This window comes from Methylobacterium sp. B4, from assembly GCF_003201865.1.
Lineage (GTDB): Bacteria > Pseudomonadota > Alphaproteobacteria > Rhizobiales > Beijerinckiaceae > Methylobacterium.
The window spans coordinates 1-18919 of sequence record NZ_QJJJ01000003.1 but is presented as its reverse complement, the minus strand read 5'-3'; the positions used below and the strand labels follow the sequence as shown (position 1 = coordinate 18919).

The 18919-nt window shown below is 70.3% G+C and carries 22 protein-coding genes; 13 read left to right on the top strand and 9 right to left on the bottom strand.

Annotated elements, in window-relative coordinates:
* The first annotated feature begins 14 nt into the window (after positions 1 to 14).
* From thiO to BY998_RS05690, 4 genes are read left to right on the top strand one after another with little or no spacing between them, the layout of a single operon-like run.
* Complete coding sequence (thiO, locus tag BY998_RS05705) at positions 15 to 1235, top strand: glycine oxidase ThiO (RefSeq protein ID WP_110350669.1); 1221 nt, start codon at positions 15 to 17, stop codon at positions 1233 to 1235.
* Complete coding sequence (thiS, locus tag BY998_RS05700) at positions 1232 to 1444, top strand: sulfur carrier protein ThiS (RefSeq protein ID WP_110350668.1); 213 nt, start codon at positions 1232 to 1234, stop codon at positions 1442 to 1444. Before thiO ends, thiS begins: the two co-directional genes overlap by 4 nt.
* A gap of 1 nt (position 1445) precedes the next feature.
* Positions 1446 to 2267: a thiazole synthase gene (locus BY998_RS05695; RefSeq protein ID WP_110350667.1), complete on the top strand. Its 822-nt coding sequence runs from the start codon at positions 1446 to 1448 to the stop codon at positions 2265 to 2267.
* Positions 2268 to 2273: 6 nt separating this feature from the next.
* On the top strand, positions 2274 to 2891 hold the full coding sequence (locus BY998_RS05690) for a thiamine phosphate synthase (RefSeq protein WP_110350666.1): 618 nt from the start codon (positions 2274 to 2276) through the stop codon (positions 2889 to 2891).
* Here BY998_RS05690 and BY998_RS24680 read toward each other — a convergent pair.
* Positions 2884 to 2982, bottom strand: coding sequence for a heme-binding protein (locus tag BY998_RS24680; protein ID WP_245421489.1), 99 nt, complete (start codon positions 2980 to 2982; stop codon positions 2884 to 2886). The two genes, BY998_RS05690 and BY998_RS24680, sit on opposite strands and share 8 nt — an antisense overlap.
* A gap of 339 nt (positions 2983 to 3321) precedes the next feature.
* On the opposite strand from BY998_RS24680, the gene BY998_RS05680 reads away from it, so the two are divergent.
* Positions 3322 to 4116, top strand: a complete 795-nt coding sequence (locus tag BY998_RS05680; RefSeq protein WP_110350665.1) for an inositol monophosphatase family protein — start codon at positions 3322 to 3324, stop codon at positions 4114 to 4116.
* Positions 4117 to 4190: 74 nt separating this feature from the next.
* The gene (locus BY998_RS05675; protein ID WP_110350664.1) at positions 4191 to 4736 is read left to right on the top strand and encodes an adenine phosphoribosyltransferase; all 546 of its coding nucleotides are present in this window, start codon (positions 4191 to 4193) and stop codon (positions 4734 to 4736) included.
* Between the two features lie 194 nt (positions 4737 to 4930).
* On the opposite strand, the gene purQ is transcribed toward BY998_RS05675, so the two are convergent.
* The 5 genes from purQ to BY998_RS05650 all read right to left on the bottom strand — a co-directional run bounded on the left by purQ (position 4931) and on the right by BY998_RS05650 (position 8479).
* Complete coding sequence (gene purQ / locus BY998_RS05670) at positions 4931 to 5611, bottom strand: phosphoribosylformylglycinamidine synthase subunit PurQ (RefSeq protein ID WP_110350663.1); 681 nt, start codon at positions 5609 to 5611, stop codon at positions 4931 to 4933.
* Positions 5611 to 5850, bottom strand: a complete 240-nt coding sequence (gene purS / locus BY998_RS05665) for a phosphoribosylformylglycinamidine synthase subunit PurS (RefSeq protein ID WP_110350662.1) — start codon at positions 5848 to 5850, stop codon at positions 5611 to 5613. The genes purQ and purS overlap by 1 nt, the downstream gene beginning before the upstream one ends.
* A gap of 125 nt (positions 5851 to 5975) precedes the next feature.
* Positions 5976 to 6200 carry a hypothetical protein gene (locus tag BY998_RS05660; RefSeq protein WP_110350661.1) on the bottom strand — a complete coding sequence of 75 codons (225 nt, stop codon included), beginning with the start codon at positions 6198 to 6200 and terminating at the stop codon, positions 5976 to 5978.
* A gap of 245 nt (positions 6201 to 6445) precedes the next feature.
* Positions 6446 to 7048 carry an ActR/PrrA/RegA family redox response regulator transcription factor gene (locus BY998_RS05655; RefSeq protein ID WP_110350947.1) on the bottom strand — a complete coding sequence of 201 codons (603 nt, stop codon included), beginning with the start codon at positions 7046 to 7048 and terminating at the stop codon, positions 6446 to 6448.
* 36 nt (positions 7049 to 7084) lie between these two features.
* Positions 7085 to 8479, bottom strand: coding sequence for an ActS/PrrB/RegB family redox-sensitive histidine kinase (locus tag BY998_RS05650; RefSeq protein WP_110350660.1), 1395 nt, complete (start codon positions 8477 to 8479; stop codon positions 7085 to 7087).
* A gap of 155 nt (positions 8480 to 8634) precedes the next feature.
* Here BY998_RS05650 and phaZ point away from each other — a divergent pair, with 155 nt between their 5' ends.
* Positions 8635 to 9879: a polyhydroxyalkanoate depolymerase gene (gene phaZ / locus BY998_RS05645; protein WP_110350659.1), complete on the top strand. Its 1245-nt coding sequence runs from the start codon at positions 8635 to 8637 to the stop codon at positions 9877 to 9879.
* Between the two features lie 79 nt (positions 9880 to 9958).
* On the top strand, positions 9959 to 10684 hold the full coding sequence (locus tag BY998_RS05640) for a SprT family zinc-dependent metalloprotease (RefSeq protein WP_110350658.1): 726 nt from the start codon (positions 9959 to 9961) through the stop codon (positions 10682 to 10684).
* A 21-nt stretch (positions 10685 to 10705) separates the two neighbouring features.
* Here the strand turns inward: BY998_RS05640 and BY998_RS05635 are convergent, their stop codons facing one another.
* The gene (locus tag BY998_RS05635; protein WP_110350657.1) at positions 10706 to 11122 is read right to left on the bottom strand and encodes a hypothetical protein; all 417 of its coding nucleotides are present in this window, start codon (positions 11120 to 11122) and stop codon (positions 10706 to 10708) included.
* 223 nt (positions 11123 to 11345) lie between these two features.
* Here BY998_RS05635 and BY998_RS05630 point away from each other — a divergent pair, with 223 nt between their 5' ends.
* The 4 genes from BY998_RS05630 to BY998_RS05615 all read left to right on the top strand — a co-directional run bounded on the left by BY998_RS05630 (position 11346) and on the right by BY998_RS05615 (position 16318).
* A complete protein-coding gene (locus BY998_RS05630; RefSeq protein ID WP_110350656.1) occupies positions 11346 to 11891 on the top strand; it encodes an invasion associated locus B family protein in 546 nt (181 codons plus the stop codon).
* Between the two features lie 51 nt (positions 11892 to 11942).
* Complete coding sequence (locus BY998_RS05625; RefSeq protein WP_110350655.1) at positions 11943 to 12590, top strand: hypothetical protein; 648 nt, start codon at positions 11943 to 11945, stop codon at positions 12588 to 12590.
* Between the two features lie 246 nt (positions 12591 to 12836).
* Complete coding sequence (locus tag BY998_RS05620; protein WP_245421488.1) at positions 12837 to 14651, top strand: glycosyltransferase family 2 protein; 1815 nt, start codon at positions 12837 to 12839, stop codon at positions 14649 to 14651.
* Positions 14648 to 16318 (top strand): glycosyltransferase, encoded by a 1671-nt coding sequence (locus BY998_RS05615; protein WP_110350653.1) that lies wholly within the window; start codon positions 14648 to 14650, stop codon positions 16316 to 16318. Before BY998_RS05620 ends, BY998_RS05615 begins: the two co-directional genes overlap by 4 nt.
* 13 nt (positions 16319 to 16331) lie before the next feature.
* On the opposite strand, the gene purC is transcribed toward BY998_RS05615, so the two are convergent.
* On the bottom strand, positions 16332 to 17126 hold the full coding sequence (gene purC, locus BY998_RS05610) for a phosphoribosylaminoimidazolesuccinocarboxamide synthase (RefSeq protein ID WP_003605938.1): 795 nt from the start codon (positions 17124 to 17126) through the stop codon (positions 16332 to 16334).
* A gap of 194 nt (positions 17127 to 17320) precedes the next feature.
* Entirely contained in the window at positions 17321 to 18133 is an 813-nt protein-coding gene (gene nth, locus BY998_RS05605; protein WP_110350652.1) for an endonuclease III, read from the bottom strand.
* A 20-nt stretch (positions 18134 to 18153) separates the two neighbouring features.
* Between nth and BY998_RS05600 the strand changes: the two genes are divergently transcribed.
* Positions 18154 to 18675: a DUF2244 domain-containing protein gene (locus tag BY998_RS05600; RefSeq protein WP_110350651.1), complete on the top strand. Its 522-nt coding sequence runs from the start codon at positions 18154 to 18156 to the stop codon at positions 18673 to 18675.
* The last annotated feature ends 244 nt before the right edge of the window (positions 18676 to 18919 follow it).

Sequence of the window (18919 nt, the reverse complement as noted above, 5' to 3'; positions counted from 1 at the left end):
AGGCACGTTTCCCGATGTCAGATCTGCTGACCTCCCCGATCGGTCAGCGCCGGACCCTGGCGCTGCGCCCCCGCGCAGCCGAGATGCCGCCCCGCGCCGACGTGGCCGTGGTGGGCGCCGGGCTGATCGGCCTCTCCATCGCCTGGCGCCTGGCGCAGGCCGGCCGTTCCGTCGTCGTGGTCGAGCGCGAGAGCGTCGGCAGCGGCGCGAGCCTCGCGGCCACCGGCATGCTGGCCCCGGCCGCCGAGCACGAGCCGGGCTCCGACCTGCTGCTGCCCCTGGCTCTCGAATCCCTTCAGCGCTGGCCGGCCTTCCGCGACGCGCTCCAAGCGGCGTCCGGCCGCACCATCGATTACCGCGAGGACGGCACCCTCGTGATCGCCATCGGCCGGGACGAGGTGGAGCGTTTGCGCTTCCGCCACGATCTCCAGCGGCGCTCCGGCGTCGCCGCCGAGTGGCTGTCCGGCCCGGAGGTGCGCGCCCGCGAGCCGCTGCTGCGCCCGAACGTGACGGCGGGCATCCTCTGCCCGCTCGATGCGCAGGTCGATCCGCGTCTCGTCATGGAGGCGCTGCTGCGCGCCTGCGAGGCGGCCGGCGTCACCATCGTCGAGCGCGTCGCGGTCGACGGGCTCGAGCGGCAGGGTGGGCGCTTCACCGGCCTGCGGGTCGGCGAGCGCACGCTCTCGGCCGAGACCGTGATCCTGGCCGCGGGCGCCTGGAGCGGCGAGACGGGTCTCCTGCCCGACGACCTCGCCCTGCCGGTCCGCCCGCTGAAGGGCCAGTCGCTGGCTCTGCGCACGACCAAGCGCACCGGCACCCTGTCCCGCATGGTCTGGACCGACGCGGTGCACATGGCGCCCAAGGGCGACGGGCACCTCATCGTCGGGGCCACGGTCGAGGATTGCGGCTTCCGCAGCGGCGTCACGGCGGGCGGCCTGTTCGCCCTGCTGGAGGGGGCGCGCCGCGTCCTTCCGGGCATCGAGGAAATGGAGGTGGACGCGGTCTGGAGCGGCTTTCGCCCGACGTCGGACGACGACGCTCCGATCATCGAGGCCGCCGCGCCCGGCCTCGTCGTCGCCACCGGCCATCACCGCAACGGCTACCTGCTCGCTCCGGCGACCGCGGATGCGGTGGCCGCGCTGCTGGGCAATGGCGCCTTGCCGGACTTCGCCCGCGGCTTCGGCCGGGCGCGGTTCGCAGCGCAGGGCGAAGCCCGGGGGAGGGCGGTGGCATGAGGCTGACCGTCAACGGAGAATCCTGCGAGCGCTCCGAGAGCGACCTCGCCGCCCTGTTCGCGTGGCAGGCCGAGGAGCGGGGCATCGAGAGCGCCGAGGGCATCGCCATCGCGCTCAACGGCCGGGTGGTGCGCAGGAACGCCTGGGCCGAGACCACACTCAACGAGGGCGACCGCATCGAGATCGTCCGTGCCATGCAGGGAGGCTGACATGAACCACCACGACACCACCCTCGCTCAGACATCCGCCGGAACGACAGCCGAACCGGAGGATGCCCTGGAGATCGCCGGCATCCGGCTCTCCTCGCGCCTGTTCATCGGGACCGCGGGCTACCCGAGCCAGGAGATCATGGCCGAGGCGGTGCGCGCCTCGGGCGCGGAGGTCGTCACCGCCTCGATCCGCCGGGTCTCGCTCCAGGGGCACGGCTCGGACACGTTCCAGAAGCTGAAGGGCGCGCGCTTCCTGCCCAACACCGCCGGCTGCGAGACGGCCCGCGACGCCATCATGACCGCCGAACTCGCCCGCGAGGCGCTCGGCACGAACTGGATCAAGGTCGAGGTGATCGGCGACCGCGAGACGCTCTACCCCGACGTGGCCGAACTCCTGGAAGCCTGCCGCCACCTTGTGGACGACGGCTTCACCGTGCTGCCCTATTGCAACGACGACCCCGTCGTCTGCGAGCGGCTGGCCGATCTCGGCTGCGCCGCCGTGATGCCGATGGGCTCGCTGATCGGCTCCGGCATGGGCGTCGCCAACCCGGCCAATCTCGAACTGATCTGCCGCCGGGCCAAGGTGCCGGTCATCGTCGATGCCGGCATCGGTACCGCCTCGGACGCGGTGATCGCCATGGAACTGGGTGCGGCCGCCTGCCTCATCAACACGGCGGTCGCCAAGGCGGACGACCCGGTGCGAATGGGAAGCGCCATGCGCCACGCGGTCGAGGCGGGCCGCCTCGCGTATCGGGCCGGGCGGATTCCGCGCCGCGGCCGGGCCGAGCCGTCGAGCCCGCAGCTCGGCCTCGTCGGCTCGTGAGGGCGGGTGACGCTTCCGGCGCTCCTCGTCGTCACCGACCGCCACGGTGCGGCGCGGCCGCTGACTGAGACCGTCCGCGCGGCGGTGGCGGGCGGTGCGCGCTTCGTCTGGCTGCGCGACCGCGACCTCGACCGGGGCGCGCGTCGGGATCTCGCCCGCGACCTGATCGCCCTGCTCAGGCCGGCGGGCGGCCGCCTCGTCGTCGGCGGCGACGCGGATCTGGCGGCCGAGACCGGGGCGCAGGGCGTGCACCTGCCGGGCTCCGCCGGGATCGACGGCATTCGTGCGGCGCGGAAATCACTCGGCGCGGCGGCATTGATCGGGTTCTCCGCCCACTCGGTCGCGGAGATCGCTGCGGCCGAGGCGATGGGTGCCGACTACGCCACGCTCAGCCCGATTTTCCCGACCGCGAGCAAGCCCGGCTACGGTCCCGCCCTCGGCCTCGCCGCCTTGCGCGCCGCGGCGGCCCATCGCCTGCCGGTCTTCGCGCTCGGCGGAATCGAAAGCGACAACGGCCGCGCCTGCCGCGAGGCCGGGGCGGCGGGCGTCGCCGTGATGGGCGGCGTGATGCGCGGACCCGATCCGCGCGCTGCCACCGCCCGGCTCCTCGCAGGGCTCATTTGAGAGCGGCGATGCCCGCTTGGCAGACCACCGTATCCTGATCGCCCGTGCCGCCGGAGCAGCCGATGGCACCGACGATCCGGCCCTCGTCCACCAGCGGAAACCGCTCGGCGAGGCCGCCAGTTCCGGGTCGAGGCTGCCGTGATAGGCCGAGCCGGCGGCCTGTGCTTGCCCGCCTCGGCTTCCGCCGCTGGACCGCGCGACGGGCTGCGTCGAGGCCGATCGACGTGCCGTAGAGTTGACCGAACGGCACGGCCTCCGGCGGTGGACCGCCGGCGGGGCACGCGACTTGCGCGAAGGCTCGCTCTGCCGGACCCTGCCGGATATCGCCCTTGCGCCGATCACCCCTGGCGCTGCGGCGCGAGGCGTATAGAAGCGCTGACAGATTCCTCTTCCAGCAAGGCGCCCCTCGGGGGCTTCGAGCGCGAACCGCATGATCAACTCCCCCCTGATGACCGTCATGGTCGATGCCGTGCGCAAGGCTGCCCGCGGGCTCAAGCGCGACTTCGGCGAGATCGAGAACTTGCAGGTCTCCCGTAAGGGCCCCGGCAACTTCGTCTCGGCCGCCGACCGGAAGGCGGAGGAGGTCCTGCGCGATGCGCTGATGAAGGCGCGGCCCGGCTACGGCCTCATCATGGAGGAGAGCGGGAATATCGAGGGCACCGACCGGAGCCATACCTGGCACGTCGATCCCCTCGACGGCACCACCAACTTCCTGCACGGCATCCCGCATTTCGCGATCTCGGTCGGGCTCGAACGCGACGGGCAGATCGTGGCCGGCGTGATCTACGATCCGGCCAAGGACGAGCTGTTCATCGCCGAGCGCGGCAAGGGCGCCTTCCTCAACAACCGCCGCCTGCGCGTCTCGGGCCGCCAGGACCTCGCCGACGCGGTGGTGGCCTACGGCACGCCTTATCTCGGCCGCGGCAGCCACGGCCGCCTGCTGAAGGAGATCGCCGCGGTGATGGCGGTTTCCGGCGGCACCCGTCGCTTCGGCTCGGCGGCGCTCGATCTCGCCTACGTCGCTTGCGGCCGGACCGATCTCTACTGGGAGCGCGACCTGCAGACCTGGGACATCGCGGCCGGCATCATCCTCGTGCGCGAGGCCGGCGGCTTCGTCTCCAGCGCCGACGGAGGCGCGGAGCCGCTCGCGGCCCGCTCCGTGGCCTGCGGCAACGAGGTGTTGCACCGCGAGCTGATCGGTCTCCTGCGCAAGGCCGCCGCCTGAGGGCGCGGGGCATCGCTTGCCACCGCTCCTCCTGTTCCGATCTCCCGCGTTCTTCTGAGAAACGAGCGACCCGCATGGAAGCCCGCCGCCACTCCGCCCTCAAGGATTCGGTCCGCTCGATTCCCGACTATCCGAAGCCGGGCATCATCTTCCGCGACATCACCACCCTTCTGAGCGACCCGCGCTCCTTCCGCCGGGCGGTCGATTCGCTGATCCACCCCTATGCGGGCGGCCGGATCGATCAGGTCGCGGGCATCGAAGCCCGCGGCTTCATCCTGGGCGGGGCGGTGGCGCACCAGCTCTCCTCGGGCTTCGTGCCGATCCGCAAGAAGGGCAAGCTGCCCCACAAGACCGTCTCGACCGCCTACGCGCTGGAATACGGCACCGACGAGATCGAGATCCACGTCGATGCGATCCGGCCCGGCGACCGGGTGATCCTCGTCGACGACCTCATCGCCACCGGCGGAACCGCCACGGCGGCGGTGAACCTGCTGCGCCAGCTCGGCGCCGAGGTGGTGGCCGCCTGCTTCGTGATCGACCTGCCCGAGATCGGCGGCGCCCAGCGCCTGCGCGATCTCGGCGTCACCGTGCGCACGCTCATGGAGTTCGAGGGGCACTGACCCTCGCCGGTGCCCGTCATCCCGGGACGGGCGAGCGCGGCTTCAACGAATCGGGATGTTCGCCTCGTCATGGCGCGGTAGAGCGAAGCGATCCAGGTCGCAGCCCTGTCCGGGTCTGTCGCGCCCTGGATCGCTTCGCCTTCGCCTCGCGATGACGGACTGCAACGAGCGCGAAGCGTTCCGAGACGCTCCGTTCAGGCAGCCAAGCTGTCGAACAGCCCCTTGCCGTCCGTGCCGCCGACCAAGGCGTCCACGAAGTTTTCCGGGTGCGGCATCATGCCGAGCACGTTGCTCTGCTCCGAATAGATCCCGGCGATGGAGTTGAGCGAACCGTTGCGGTTTGCATCCTCGGTGAGGCCGCCCTCGGCGTCGCAGTAGCGGAAGGCCACGCGGCCCTCGTCCTCGAGCCGACGGATCGTCTCGGGATCGGCGAAGTAGTTGCCCTCGCCGTGTGCCACGCAGACGTCGATGACCTGTCCCTGGCGGTAGGCCGAGGTGAAGCGCGTATCGCTGCGCTCGACCCGCAGGAACTGCCGGTGGCAGATGAAGCGGCGATTGACGTTGCGCATCAGCACGCCGGGCAGCAGTCCCGACTCGCACAGGATCTGGAAGCCGTTGCAGATGCCGAGCACGAGGCCGCCCTTCGCGGCGTGCGCTCGAACCGCATCCATTGCCGCCGCCCGGCCGGCGATGGCGCCGCAGCGCAGGTAATCGCCGTAGGAGAACCCGCCTGGCACGACGGCGAGATCGGTGCCCGCGGGCAGTTCCGTCTCGGTGTGCCAGATGCTGGAGACCTCGGCCCCGGAGCGCCGGAGGGCCCGGGCCACGTCGCCGTCGCGATTGGAGCCCGGGAAGACGACGACGGCCGCGCGCATCAGACGATCTCGACGGTGTAGTTCTCGACGACGGTGTTCGCGAGCAGCTTCTCGCAGGCGGCCTTCAGCGCCGCCTCGGCCTGCTCACGGTTCTCGCCCGCCACTTCGAGATCGAAGACCTTGCCCTGGCGCACGCCGGAGATCGCGTCGATCCCGAACGAGGTCAGGGCCGCTTCGATCGCCTTCCCCTGCGGGTCGAGAACGCCGGTCTTCAAGGTGACGACGATGCGGGCTTTCATGGCGGGGACTCGTCTGGAGGGTCGGCGGGCCGCGTCGGTCGAGCGACGAGGCCGGGACGGAGGAGGGCGGTGTTCGCTGCCGTGCGAGCCATCCGCAGCGAGCCGGCTCGCGGCTCGCGAGCGTTCTACCGGCGCGCGGTCGAGCCGATCGGCTCGGCCTCGGTGGCCCGGCGCCAGAGCTGCAGCATGATCCAGGCCGCGATCAGGCTGAACACGCCCATGAGCACATGCCCGACGCGATCACCCAGGTCGAGCAGCCCGGCCAGTGCCCAGCCAGCCGCGATGGCCGCCGCGAACACTTCGGTTCCGACCAAGATCATCAGGCTCAAAATCGTGATGAGGTTTCGCATAGGCGCGCGCACCCGTTCCGTCTCTTCAGGCGAACTAGCCCGAGCCCGGTATCCGGCGCAACCGTTCCGGACGGATGCCCCCATTCCATCGGCGATGAGGGGGACAGGGATCAGGCCGGAAGACGGCACCGCACGCGCTTCAGACAGGACGGCGCCCCGTTTCGCTTCGGCTGCAAAGCGACGGCCGGCGTCGGGCCGATTCATAAAAGAAGGGCCGGCGGTTCGATCCGCCGGCCCTTCGGATGTCAGCGCGGTGCCCGCTTGGCGAGAATCCGCTGAAGCGTGCGGCGGTGCATGTTGAGCCGCCGCGCCGTCTCGGACACGTTGCGCCCACACAGCTCGTAGACACGCTGGATATGCTCCCAGCGCACCCGGTCGGCCGACATCGGGTTTTCCGGCGGATCGGCCCGCTCGCCCGGCTGAGCCATGAGCGTGCCGTGGATCTCGTCGGCATCCGCCGGCTTGGCGAGATAGTCGAAGGCACCGAGCTTCACCGCCGTGACCGCCGTGGCGATGTTGCCGTAGCCGGTCAGAATGACGCCGCGCGCTTCGGGGCGACGCTCCTTGAGGCGAGCGATCACGTCGAGCCCGTTGCCGTCGGCCAAGCGCATGTCGATCACGGCGAAGGCCGGTGCCCGGCTCTCGACGGCCGCCACGCCCTCGTTGACGCTCTCGGCCACGTGCACTTCGTATCCGCGCGCTTCCATGGCCCGGGCCAGACGGGTCGAGAAAGGCTTGTCGTCGTCAACGATCAGCAGGCTGCGATCGCTGAAGGCGGCCAAGGGATCGGATTCGGAAAGAAAAGCGGCGTCCGAGCCCGCCACTGTCGTACCGCTCTGCGTCAGCATGCGGCGCTCCTCGTCGGTTCGTGTCATCTGAACGCATTATATGGGTGCGGCATCGCGTTCCGTTAGGGGTGTCAGAGAATTGTGCGCAACGCGTTGGGGCGCAATCGCATCCCTCTCGAAAATGTGACGCGCCCAGGAGATCCGGACCGCGGCGCCGTGCTGCCCAATTTCCGTACTGTTCGAGAGCATGAACTGCGCGCCGGACCGCTCGATCAGCGTCTTGGCGATGAAGAGGCCGAGACCGAGTCCACCCCCTGTCTGGTCGGCCTCGCGCGAGCGGCCGCGCCCGCGGGTCGTCACGTAGGGCTCGCCCGCCCGCAGCAGCACCTCGCTCGGGAAGCCGGGGCCGTCATCGCGGATCGCCAGCCAGACGCGCTCGGCGCTCCAGCGTGCCTCGACCGTGACCCGCGTCTCGGCGAAGTCGACGGCGTTGTCGAGGATGTTGGCGAGGCCAAACATCACGCCGGGATTGCGACGGCAGACGGGTTCGGGACCCTCGCCCTGCTTGGACACCTCGACGGCGACGCCCATGGCACGCTGGGGCGCCACCAGCTCCTCGATCAGGTGACCGAAGGTGACGGTGGCGAGGAAGCCGCCGCCCTCCTCGGTGTCCTCGCCCATGGAGGTCAGCTTCGAGAGGATGCCCCGGCAGCGATCCACCTGATCCCGCAGCAGGCTCAGATCCTCGGCCACCGCCGGGGAGGCGGTGGGGCCGAGCTGCCTGTCGAGTTCCTTGGCGACGACCATGATGGTGCCGAGCGGCGTGCCGAGTTCGTGCGCCGCCGCCGCCGCAAGCCCGTCGAGCTGCGACAGGTGCTGTTCGCGGGCGAGCACGAGTTCGGTCGCCGCGAGCGCCTGGGCGAGCTGGCGGGTCTCCTCCGCCACCCGCCATGCGTAGACGCCGGTGAAGGCGGTGCCGAGCAGGATCGCGGTCCAGACGCCCGAGACGTAGAGGAAGGGCAACTCGATGCGCCCATCGGCGAACCAGGGCAGGGGCCGGTGAACCAGGGCCAGCAGGGTGGCGAGGCCGACCGCGAGAAGGCCGAGCGCCAGCGTCCGCTCCGGGGGCAGGGCGGTGGCCGAGATCAGCACCGGGGCGAGAAACAGGAGCGAGAAGGGGTTCTGAAGTCCGCCCGTGAGGAACAGCAGGCCGGCGAGCTGGACGATGTCGAAGGCCAGGAGAAGGGCGGCCGAATCGTCGCTGAGGCGGTAGCTCGCCGGGAAGCGGATGCGCAGGGCGAGGTTCAGCCAGCACGAGGCGGCGATGACAAGGAAGCACCAGCCGAAAGGAAGATTCAGCCCGAGACCGAACCGGGCGCCGATCACCGCGGCGCTCTGCCCGGTCAGCGCCAGCCAGCGCAGGCGCACGAAGGTGTCGAGCCGCAGGTGGCGGCCCGTCGGCGTGAGAGTGTCGTGGGCCGCGTCGATCATGGTGCCGCTACGATAGGGCTGGCCGGGGCCGCGTCTACTGTGACATCCGCGGGCGCTATGATCGTCGAACCGCATTTCTTGGGTCGATTCGATGGATCATCGGCAGACCAACATCTGTTAAGAGCGATTCCGGGAACAGGTTGAGGGATGCCGAGATGGACCTGGCATATGTCTGGTACGAGACCGCGCGCGCGATGCTGACGCCCGCCCGGCTCGCGGCCGATGCGGCGCGGCACAGCCTGGAAAACCCGGGAAACCCCTTCGCCTACGGCCCCTATGCCCGGTCGGCTTCGGCCGCCCTCGAGATGTTCGAGCGGGTGACCCGGCGCTACGGCAAGCCGGCCTTCGGCCTCACCACGACCGTGGTCGACGGCCGGTCCGTGCCGGTCACGGAGCGTGTCGTCTGGGAAAAGCCGTTCTGCCGCGTGATCACCTTCGACCGCGCCTTCGCCCACGGCCCGGTCCAGTCTCAGCCGAAGCTCCTGATCGTGGCGCCGATGTCGGGCCATTACGCGACGCTCCTGCGCGGCACCGTCGAGGCGATGCTGCCCGATCACCAAGTCTTCATCACGGATTGGTCCGACGCGCGGATGGTGCCGCTGCTCGAAGGCCGCTTCGATCTCGACACGTATATCGACTACCTGCGGGCGATGTTCCGCGACCTCGGACCGGACCTGCATGTCATGGCCGTCTGCCAGCCGGCCGTCCCCGTCTTCGCGGCGGTCGCGCTCGCCGAGGCGGCGGGCTCGGCCGACGTGCCGGTCTCGATGACGCTGATGGGCGGCCCGATCGACACCCGCCGTTCGCCCACGGCCGTGAACTGCCTCGCGCAGGAGCGCGGCATGGAGTGGTTCGAGAAGAACTGCATCACGGTCGTGCCGCCGATCTATCCCGGTGCGCTGCGGCGGGTCTATCCGGGCTTCCTGCAGCTCTCGGGCTTCATGGCGATGAACCTCGACCGGCATGTCACTGCGCATACGGACATGTTCCACCACCTCGTCACGGGCGACGGCGACTCGGCCGAAAAGCACCGCGAGTTCTACGACGAGTATCTCGCCGTGATGGACCTCACGGCCGAGTTCTACCTGCAGACCGTCCAGACCGTGTTCGTCGATCACGCCCTGCCGCGCGGGCGCATGCGCCATGCGGGCAAGCTCGTCGATCCGGCCGCGATCCGCCGCTGCGCCATCATCGCGGTCGAGGGGGAGAACGACGACATCTCCGGCGTCGGCCAGACCCGGGCGGCCCTCGACCTGACCCCGAACCTGCCGGAGGCGCGCAAGGCCTACCACCTTCAGGAGAAGGTGGGACATTACGGCGTGTTCAACGGCTCGCGCTATCGCTCCGTCATCGCCCCGCGCATCGCTCGCTTCGTGCGGGAGATGGAGGCGGGCGCCTGACGCGGCCGCGCGTGAATTTCCGGTGAGCGCTGGGCGGCCGGGATGGCTGAGCGGGCCCGCTGCGGCTAGGTTGGCGGCCATGACGCGCGCCCTGCTGCGACGGCCGGATCCGGATCACATCGAGATCGCCCACGACGGGCAATCGTTCCGCGTTGCGATTCTGCGGCGCCCGACCGCGCGCCGGCTGACCCTGCGGGTCTCCAGCGCCACGGGCGCGGTGGTTCTGACGCTGCCGACCCGCTCCTCGCTGGCCACGGCTCAGAAGTTCGCCCAGAGCCACGGCGGCTGGATCGCCGCGCGCCTCGCCAAGTTGCCGGAGCGGGTGCCGTTCACGGTCGGCTGCATCATCCCCGTGCGAGGCGTGCCGCTTCGGATCCTGGCGCGGGAGGGCCGCGGCGCGGCCGAGGCGGATGCCGAGAACGGGACGCTCGCTGTCCCGGGCGAGGCGGCTCACACGCCCCGGCGCGTACGCGAGTTTCTGGTTCGCGAGGCGCGGCGCGACCTCTCGCTGTCGGTGGCGACCTACTCGGCGCGGCTCGGGCAGCGCCCGGCGCGGGTGACGCTGCGCGACACGCGCAGCCGCTGGGGCTCCTGCACGGCACGAGGAGAGCTGAACTTCTCCTGGCGCCTGATTCTGGCGCCGCCGGTAGTGCTCGATTACCTCGTCGCCCACGAAATGGCGCATCTGCGGGAGATGAACCACTCATCCCGCTTCTGGGCGCTCACGAACGAACTCTGCCCCCATGTGGAGGAGGCGGAGCGTTGGCTGAAGCGGCACGGCTCGGAGTTGCACCGCTACGGCTGAGACCGGTCCGGACCGGTGGGCTCAGCCCTTGGTGACGATCGCCCGGCTGCGGGCGCGGCTGCGCTCTGCCGGCCAGGTCGGACGCGGATCGACATGGCCGGGCCACAGGGTGCGCGGAGCGACGTTGTCGCAGACTTCCCGCTGGCGCAGGTAGGTCGGGCGGCCGAGCTCGTCCCGGCGCAGGACCGTGCCCCCGTCCCGGCAGAAGCCGGCGATGGCGGCGGCGTCGCCGCGGCGTCCGCGCGGATTCCGCTCGACCGGCGGATGCTCGATCGTGAGCGGAGCCTGGTGGTTGAGGGAGCGCTCGATATAGGTCGTCGTCGCTTCCGGCGGGAGATAATCCGATTCCTCGAAGGGCAGGGACAGGGCGGAAGCGCTCCCGCAGCCCGCGGCGACGATGAGCGCCGCGAGGGTGACGGGTTGGGCGAGGCGGCGCATGGCGGGTTCCTCGAATGATGAGCTTGGCCTTACACTAGGGCAGGCGGGTGCCGAGCGGTAGCCGCTCCGACACACCTTCGCCGCGATTGCTTGACAGCGGGATACCTGCATGGTCCCAACAGCCGGGCCCGCGCGGACCTCGAGAGGACGCCCATCGCCAGCGCGCGAGGGAATCTCGCCGGTGCCCGCGCGCCGCGCCGCGAAGTGATCCATCGGAGTTCGTATGAGTCTTTTTGCGGCCGTGGTTCGGGCAGGACGCTCGGGAGCGGGCCGGCGCGGTGTCGCCCTGGCGACCCTGGCTGCCGCGACGATGCTGGTTGGCAGCCCTGCGGCGCAGGCGCAGGGCACCGTGCGCAAGACCTTCGACGATTGGCAGCAGCGCTGTGAGACGCCCGCGGGCGCCAAGGCCGAGCAATGCGCCCTGGTGCAGTACGTGGCGGCGGAGGACCGGCCGAACCTCAACCTCGTCGTGATCGTGCTGAAGACCGCCGACAATCGCGGCTACCTGCTGCGGGTCGTGGCGCCGCTCGGCGTGCTGCTACCCTCGGGGCTCGGTCTCAAGATCGACCAGACCGATATCGGCCGCGCGAGCTTCGTACGCTGCCTGACGACGGGCTGCGTCGCCGAGGTGGTCATGGACGACGGCCTGATCCGCTCGCTCCGCAGCGGAACGCAGGCGACCTTCATCATCTTCCAGACGCCCGAAGAAGGCGTCGGCATTCCGGTCTCGATGAAGGGATTCGGCCCCGGCTTCGATACGCTGAAGTAGGGCCGCCCCTATTCTGGTTGCGAGCGCTTCATGAGAGATGGAAGGGGAACGATGCGCGGGGCATGGCTGATCCTCGGCGGGCTCGTGCTCGCCTTGCCCGGCTTCGCCCCCGGTTCGGCGCGGGCCGAGACGGGAAGCTTCTTCAAGAACATGTTCGGCGGCGGCGAGGGCGGCACCTCTCCGGTCACGGCGCCGAAGGCGCAGGACCCCGACGACGTCTATTGTCCGCCCGTCTTCGTGCCCGATGGCGGCGCCGCGGTGCAGGCCTTCGCGGGCGCGGCCGGGGACAAGACGAGGCTGCGCCATCAGGTCGTGTTCGGCCGGCTCAGCCGGGAGTGCAAGGCGCGGCCGGACGGCTCGGTGGCGGTTCGGGTCGGCGTCGAATTGCGCGCCCTGCTCGGTCCGGCCGGCGCCCCCGGCCGCTTCGACGTGCCGGTGACGATCTCCGTGAAGTACAACGAGAAGCCGGTCATGGCCCGCACCCATCGGGTTGCGGTGCCGGTCGCTTCGGGTTCCGCCCAGGGCGAGGCGACGGTGATCGAGAACGATCTCAGCGTGCCGGCCGACAAGGCGATGGGCTACGATATCGAGGTGAGCCTGGCGAGCGCGGCCGCTCGCGCCAAGCCGGTCGCCCGCCGCCGCAAGCCGGCGCCAGCCGCCGCAGCCGCCGAACAGAGCGACGCCCCGGCGGCCGAGTGATGGAAGCGCCTGAGCGAGAGGGGTCGAACCCCGGAGGACGGCATCGCCCTTCCTGACCTGTGGCGAGGCCGGGAGACGCCGTTCTCCCTCCTGCCCGCCGACGGCCCTCTCTTCGACCGCCGCCTCGAACTGCCGTGCGCCCCGCGGGGCGCCTGGATCGTCCTGAGCTACACGCTCCCGGCGCGCGCCCGGCCGCAACGCCCGCTCCTGCGGCTGCTGCGCGCCTCGGGGCGGCGGGACACCGTCGTGCTGCCGGGGCTCGCCCTCGGCGCCGCGCGCTGGCTCGGCTACTTGCCGCCGGACTGCGAGGGGATCGAGATCGCCGCCGAAGCGGGCTTCGCGCTGGAGCGGGTCGGGCTGCGCAGCGCCCGAAGCGTGTTCGCGGAGGCTCTCCTCAAACGTCCGCTTCGCGCCGCGACGGCCCTGCATGCCTTGGCCCGACGCGACGAGCGGCGCTGGCGCGACAGCCTGCGCGGGGCGTGCGCGGTGACGCCCCTGCGCCGCTACCCAGCCTGGAAAGTGCCGCGCCTGCGGCCGTCCGCGAGCGCGGAGACGGCTTCACCCCTCCGGATTCGCCTGGTCCTGTTCGCGTCCCGCGCTCGTGCGGACGCCGTGGCGCGCAGCCTGGCTTCCCTGCGCGGGCAGACGCATCGCGACTGGTCCCTCCGTATCCTCTGGATCGACGGCGATGCGCCCGAAAAGCCGCCCGGAAGCGATCCGCGCGTCACGTCCGCGGCCTGGACGCCGCACGCGACCGGCCCCGGGCTGTGCGGGGACGCCGACCTGTTCGGCGTGATGCGCGCGGGCGACGTGCTCGCCCCGGATGCCCTGATCCTGCTTGTCCGGGTCGTCACGGACGAGCGGCCGGACATGGTCTATGCCGACGAGGAGGTCGGCTGGCGCCGCATCGTCCCGCGCCTCAAGCCGGATTGGAGCCCCGACTTTGCCCTCGCGGCCGGCTATGTCGGTGCCCCGGCGCTCCTCGCCCGCGCTTTTCTCGCGCGTATGCCCGACGAGCCGGCGGAGACACCCGAGGATTTCGCGCTCGCCCTCGACCTCGCGGCCTGCGGCGCGGCGCGCGTCGCCCACCTGCCCCGCATCCTGTGCCGCCGCGAGCCCATCGCCGTGGCGTACGACCGCGCGGAAAGGCTCGACGGGCACCTGCGCGCCATCGGCTCACCCGCCCGGGTGATCACCCGCGACGGGGTTCTCGACCTCGATTGGCCAGTGCCGGAGCCTGCACCGCTGGTCAGCCTCATCGTCCCCTCCCGTAATCGGCTCAGCCTGATCGCGCGGGTGACGCAGGACGTTCTCATGGGGACCGACTATCCCGCCATTGAACTGGTGATCGTCGACAACGGATCGACGGAGCCGGCGGTGCTCGCGCTCTACGACGAGCTGCGTGCCGATCCACGGGTGCGCATCGAGAACCATCCCCAACCCTTCAACTTCTCGGCCATGGTCAATGCCGGCGTGCGCCGCGCGGGCGGCGACATCCTGGTCCTCCTCAACAACGACGTGGCGGTGCTGCGGCCCGACTGGCTGCGCGTCCTCGTCGGCCAGGCCGTCCGGCCGGAGGTCGGCGCGGTCGGCGCCAAGCTCCTCTACGGGGATGGACGGCTCCAGCACGCGGGCGTCGTGGTGGGGCTCGGCGGCGAGGCGGGCCATATCCTGCGGCGGCGGCCGGCCGATACGAGCGGCCATCTCGACCGCTTGCGCGTCGCCCACGAGGTCTCGGGCGTGACGGCGGCCTGCCTCGCGGTGACGCGGGAGAAGTACGAGGCGGTGGGCGGCTTCGACGAAGCGGCCTTCGCCGTCGATTTCAATGACATCGATTTTTGCCTGCGCCTCGGAGCCCGGGGCTGGAAGACGGTGTGGACGCCCCACGCCGTGCTGTCCCACCTCGAATCGGTAAGCCGTGGGCGCCCGACCGGCACCGCCCGCGAGCGCTTCGAGCGCGAGGCCGCCGCCTTCACCGAGCGCTGGCGCGCGGTGATCCGCCACGACCCGTTCTACCATCCGGCTCTCTCGCTCACGACCTTCGGCGAGGAGTTGGAATGAGCGCGGATGCCGACGCCCTTCCCGATGCCCTTCGCTTCGCCGCCGAGCCTGTGCCGGGACGCCTTCGGCGCCTCGGCCGGGCGCTGCGCCGTCCGAGCGAGGCCCTGTCGATCCTGTGGACCCGCCTCTCCGGCCGCCGGCTGCGGGCGGCCCAAGCCGTCACCGCATTGATCGGCGCCCATCACGACCTGCGCGTACCCGAGTCCCTGGTGCCGCCGGGTGAGTCGGACGCCGCTCTCGCGGCTGCCGGCATCGATCGCATCGAGCCCGACGCGGAAGGACGCATCCGCATCGCTCCGGACGGGCCGCCGCTGATCCTTCTCACCGCGCGGGGCGAGGATGGCGCGGCGGGGGCAGGGGCAGCGATCGCCGCCGCCTTCGCGGATGAAGGCATCCACGCCCTCTACGGAGACGCGCTCGTTCGCCTGCCTGACGGGACATCCTGGCTGCCCATCCTGCGCCCGGCTTTCGACGCCAACTATCTGCGGGCCGTCGATTACGTCGGCCCGGTCGTCGCCTTCCGCCGTGCCAGCGCCCTCGCTGTCGGGATCGATCCGCTCCCCGGTGTCGCAGCGCTCGACCTGCTGCTCGGCCTTGCCGACCGGTTTGGGAGTGGGGCGGTGCGCCATCTCCCGCGCATCCTCGCGCTTCGTAGCATCGATGCGGCAGGGGAGGGGGAGCAAGCGGGCAGTCGCCGCGCCCGCCTGAGCGCCGTTCGCAAAAGCCTCGCCCGGGCGGGGGAGGGGGAGGCGCGATCCCTTGTGCGGCGCGACGGCGTGATCGAGGTTCTGCTCCCGCTGCCGGAACCGTACCCCCTCGTCAGCCTGATCGTCCCGACGCGGGACCGGCTCGACCTTCTCAGGCCTTGCATCGAGAGCCTGCGCCGCCGCACCGACTGGCCGGCCAAGGAAATCCTGATCTGCGACAACGACAGCCGCAATCCCGGAACGCTGGACTATTTCCGCCAACTGGAAGCGGAGGGCGCGGCGCGCGTCGTCGCCTGTCCCGGCCCGTTCGACTTCGCGGCGATCAACAACCGGGCCGCCTCCGAGGCGAACGGGCGGCTTCTGGCCTTCATCAACAACGATGTCGAGGCCGAGGCCCCGGACTGGCTGGAGCGCATGGTCCGCGAGGCTTTGCGTCCGAAGGTCGGTGCGGTCGGGGCACGGCTGATCGATGGCGAGGGTCGCATCCAGCACGGCGGCATCGTGCTCGGCACCGGCGGGCTCATCACGCACGGCCACCGCTTCTTTCCCGGCGAAGCGTCCGGCTATCTCGGGAGCCTTACCGCCACCCGCTCCGTCGCGGCCGTCACTGCCGCCTGCCTCGTGATCGAGGCCGAAAAATTCCGCTCCGTCGCTGGCTTCGATGCCTCTTCGTTCCGGATCGATTTCAACGACGTCGATCTGTGCCTGCGCCTCAACGCGGTCGGCCTGCGCACACTCTATGTCGGCGGCGCCGTCCTCCACCACCGGGAATCGGCCAGCCGCCGTCCCTCCGCCGAGGCTGCGGCGCGGCACCGCGCCGAGGTCGAGGCCCTGAAAGAACGATGGGGGCCGCTGCTGGCGCAGGACCCCCATTATCATCCGGGCTTCGACCCCGGCCTCTCGACGCACTCGCGTCTGCGCCCCGGCTGGACCGGCCTGGAGCCGGCCGAGCCGCGCTGACGCAGCGGACGTCCTACTGCACGAGGCGCGGGCCGCCCGCCTGCACCTTCTCGTTCTCCGACATGATGCCGAGACGCTTGGCGACTTCCGTGTAGGCCTCGATCAGACCGCCGAGATCCTTGCGGAACCGGTCCTTGTCGAGCTTGTCCGAGGACTTGATGTCCCACAGCCGACAGGAATCGGGGGAGATCTCGTCGGCGACGACGATGCGCATCAGGTCGCCTTCCCACAGGCGGCCGGTCTCCATCTTGAAGTCGACGAGACGGATGCCGACGCCGAGGAAGAGCCCGGACAGGAAGTCGTTGACGCGGATGGCCAGCGCCATGATGTCGTCGATCTCCTGGGGCGTCGCCCAGCCGAACGCGGTGATGTGCTCTTCCGACACCATCGGGTCGTTGAGCTGGTCGTTCTTGTAGTAGAACTCGATGATCGAGCGCGGCAGCTGCGTGCCCTCCTCGAGACCGAGCCGCGTCGCCAGCGAGCCGGCGGCGACGTTGCGCACCACCACTTCGAGCGGGATGATCTCGACCTCGCGGATCAACTGCTCGCGCATGTTGAGCCGGCGGATGAAGTGCGTCGGGACGCCGATGTCGTTGAGGTGCTGGAAGACGAACTCGGAAATCCGGTTATTCAGCACGCCCTTACCGTCGATCACCTCGTGCTTCTTCGCGTTGAAAGCGGTCGCGTCGTCCTTGAAGTGCTGGATGAGCGTTCCCGGCTCAGGTCCCTCGTAGAGGACCTTCGCCTTGCCCTCGTAGATGCGACGGCGGCGGTTCATAGGCGTGTACCGTGGTTTGAGGAAGTCCATGGGGCCGGGGCTCCTTCGGAACTGGCACGTGAAGCGAAATCCGCGGCGCGGCGGCCCGTCTGGCGGGCAGACGGCCGGAGCACGTCCCCGAGGGAGACATTCCCGGCCGCCTTAGCATCAATCTACCGGAATGAGGTTTGCAGCACAACGCGTTGCCCGGCCAACGCCTTGCCCGCACGGGCGCAGGCGGCGCGCTAATTGCCGCCCGAGAGGGCGGCGAGGTCCAGTGTCTTCGACGGGTAGCGGCAGAGATCGGCGATGGCACAGCGCGGGCATTCGGGCCGGCGGGCCTTGCAGGTGTAGCGCCCGTGCAGGATGAGCCAGTGATGCGCGTTGAGCCGATACGGCTCCGGCACCCGCGCTTCGAGCCCCGCCTGCACCTTGTCGGTCGTCGGCGCGACGACGAGCGGAATGCGGTTCGAAACCCGGAAGATGTGGGTATCGACCGCGATGCGCGGCACACCGAACGCCACGTTGAGCACCACGCTCGCGGTCTTGGTACCGACGCCGGGCAGGACTTCGAGTTCCGCCGCCTCGCGCGGAACCTCGCCGCCGTGCCGCTCGATCAGGATCTGCGAGAGGGCGATGACGTTCTTCGCCTTGGTGTTGAACAGGCCGATCGTCCGGATGAAGTGGCGCACCCGCTCCTCGCCGAGCGCGACCATCTTCTCGGGCGTGTCCGCGATCGCGAAAAGAGGCTCGGTCGCGAGATTGACGCTCTTGTCCGTTGCCTGGGCCGAGAGCACCACGGCGACCAGCAGCGTGTAGGGATTGAGGTAGACGAGCTCGGACCGCGGCTCGGGATCGGCTGCGCGCAGCCGGGAGAAGATCTCTACCAGGGTGCGGTCATCGACGGGCTCCGGTGCCGTCACGACACTGCTGGTCAGTGTCTCCTGCAGCTTGGCCTTGGGCTTGGGCGGCTTCGCCTGCGCCGGTGCAGAATTCGCCGGCGCCTTTACACGGGCTGCGGCACCGGAACTGCGGACGGACGGTTTTTTCACGGACATCGGCGCGTTATATTCGCGCCATGGCGAGCGGCAACATTCCTGCGCATCCCGACGGGCTCGATCCCGCGACCATGGACCGGCCGGTCTACTCGGCCGTGATCCGGCCCCACCAATCCCTCAGCCCAGACGGCTTCCAGATCGTGATGGGGCTGTGCTGCCTCGTGTCCCTGGCCATCTCCTTCGCGTGCTGGCGCAAGGGGTTCTGGCCCGTCGCGGGCTTCTTCGGCCTCGACATGCTGGCGCTCTACATCGCGCTGAAGGCGAGCTTCCGCCGCGGGCGATCCTTCGAGGAGGTGATGATCTCGCCGGTCGAGGTGTCTCTGGCCCGCATCGATCCACGAGGCGTGCGGCGCGAGTGGCGCTTCAACCCGCTCTGGACCAAGCTGACCCGGGTGGAGGACGAGGAGTTCGGCCTGCGCACGCTGACCCTGATCTCGCGTCGCGAGCACGTCGTCGTCGCCCGTGACGCCTCGCCGAGCGTTCGTGAGGCGGTCGCCGAAGGGCTGACGCGCGCACTGGCGCAGGTGAAGAAGGGTTTTTGAGTCCACGACTCCTTGCCAATTACACTCCGTCGGCGCAGTGGCTCAGGAATGCGCTCAGGGGCGTGCTGACGGCTCCCGGCGTTCATTTCTCGGATTTTCCGATTGACGGCGAGGCGGGGCTGCCGTAAACCCACTTTCACCGACGGGGTGCCGCGGTCCACCGCTTGGTGGTCAGGTGCCTCGGGGTCTTCGGAGTTTGTGGTGGAGCGGAGCTGATCCGGGTGACTGGATCGGGCGATCGCTG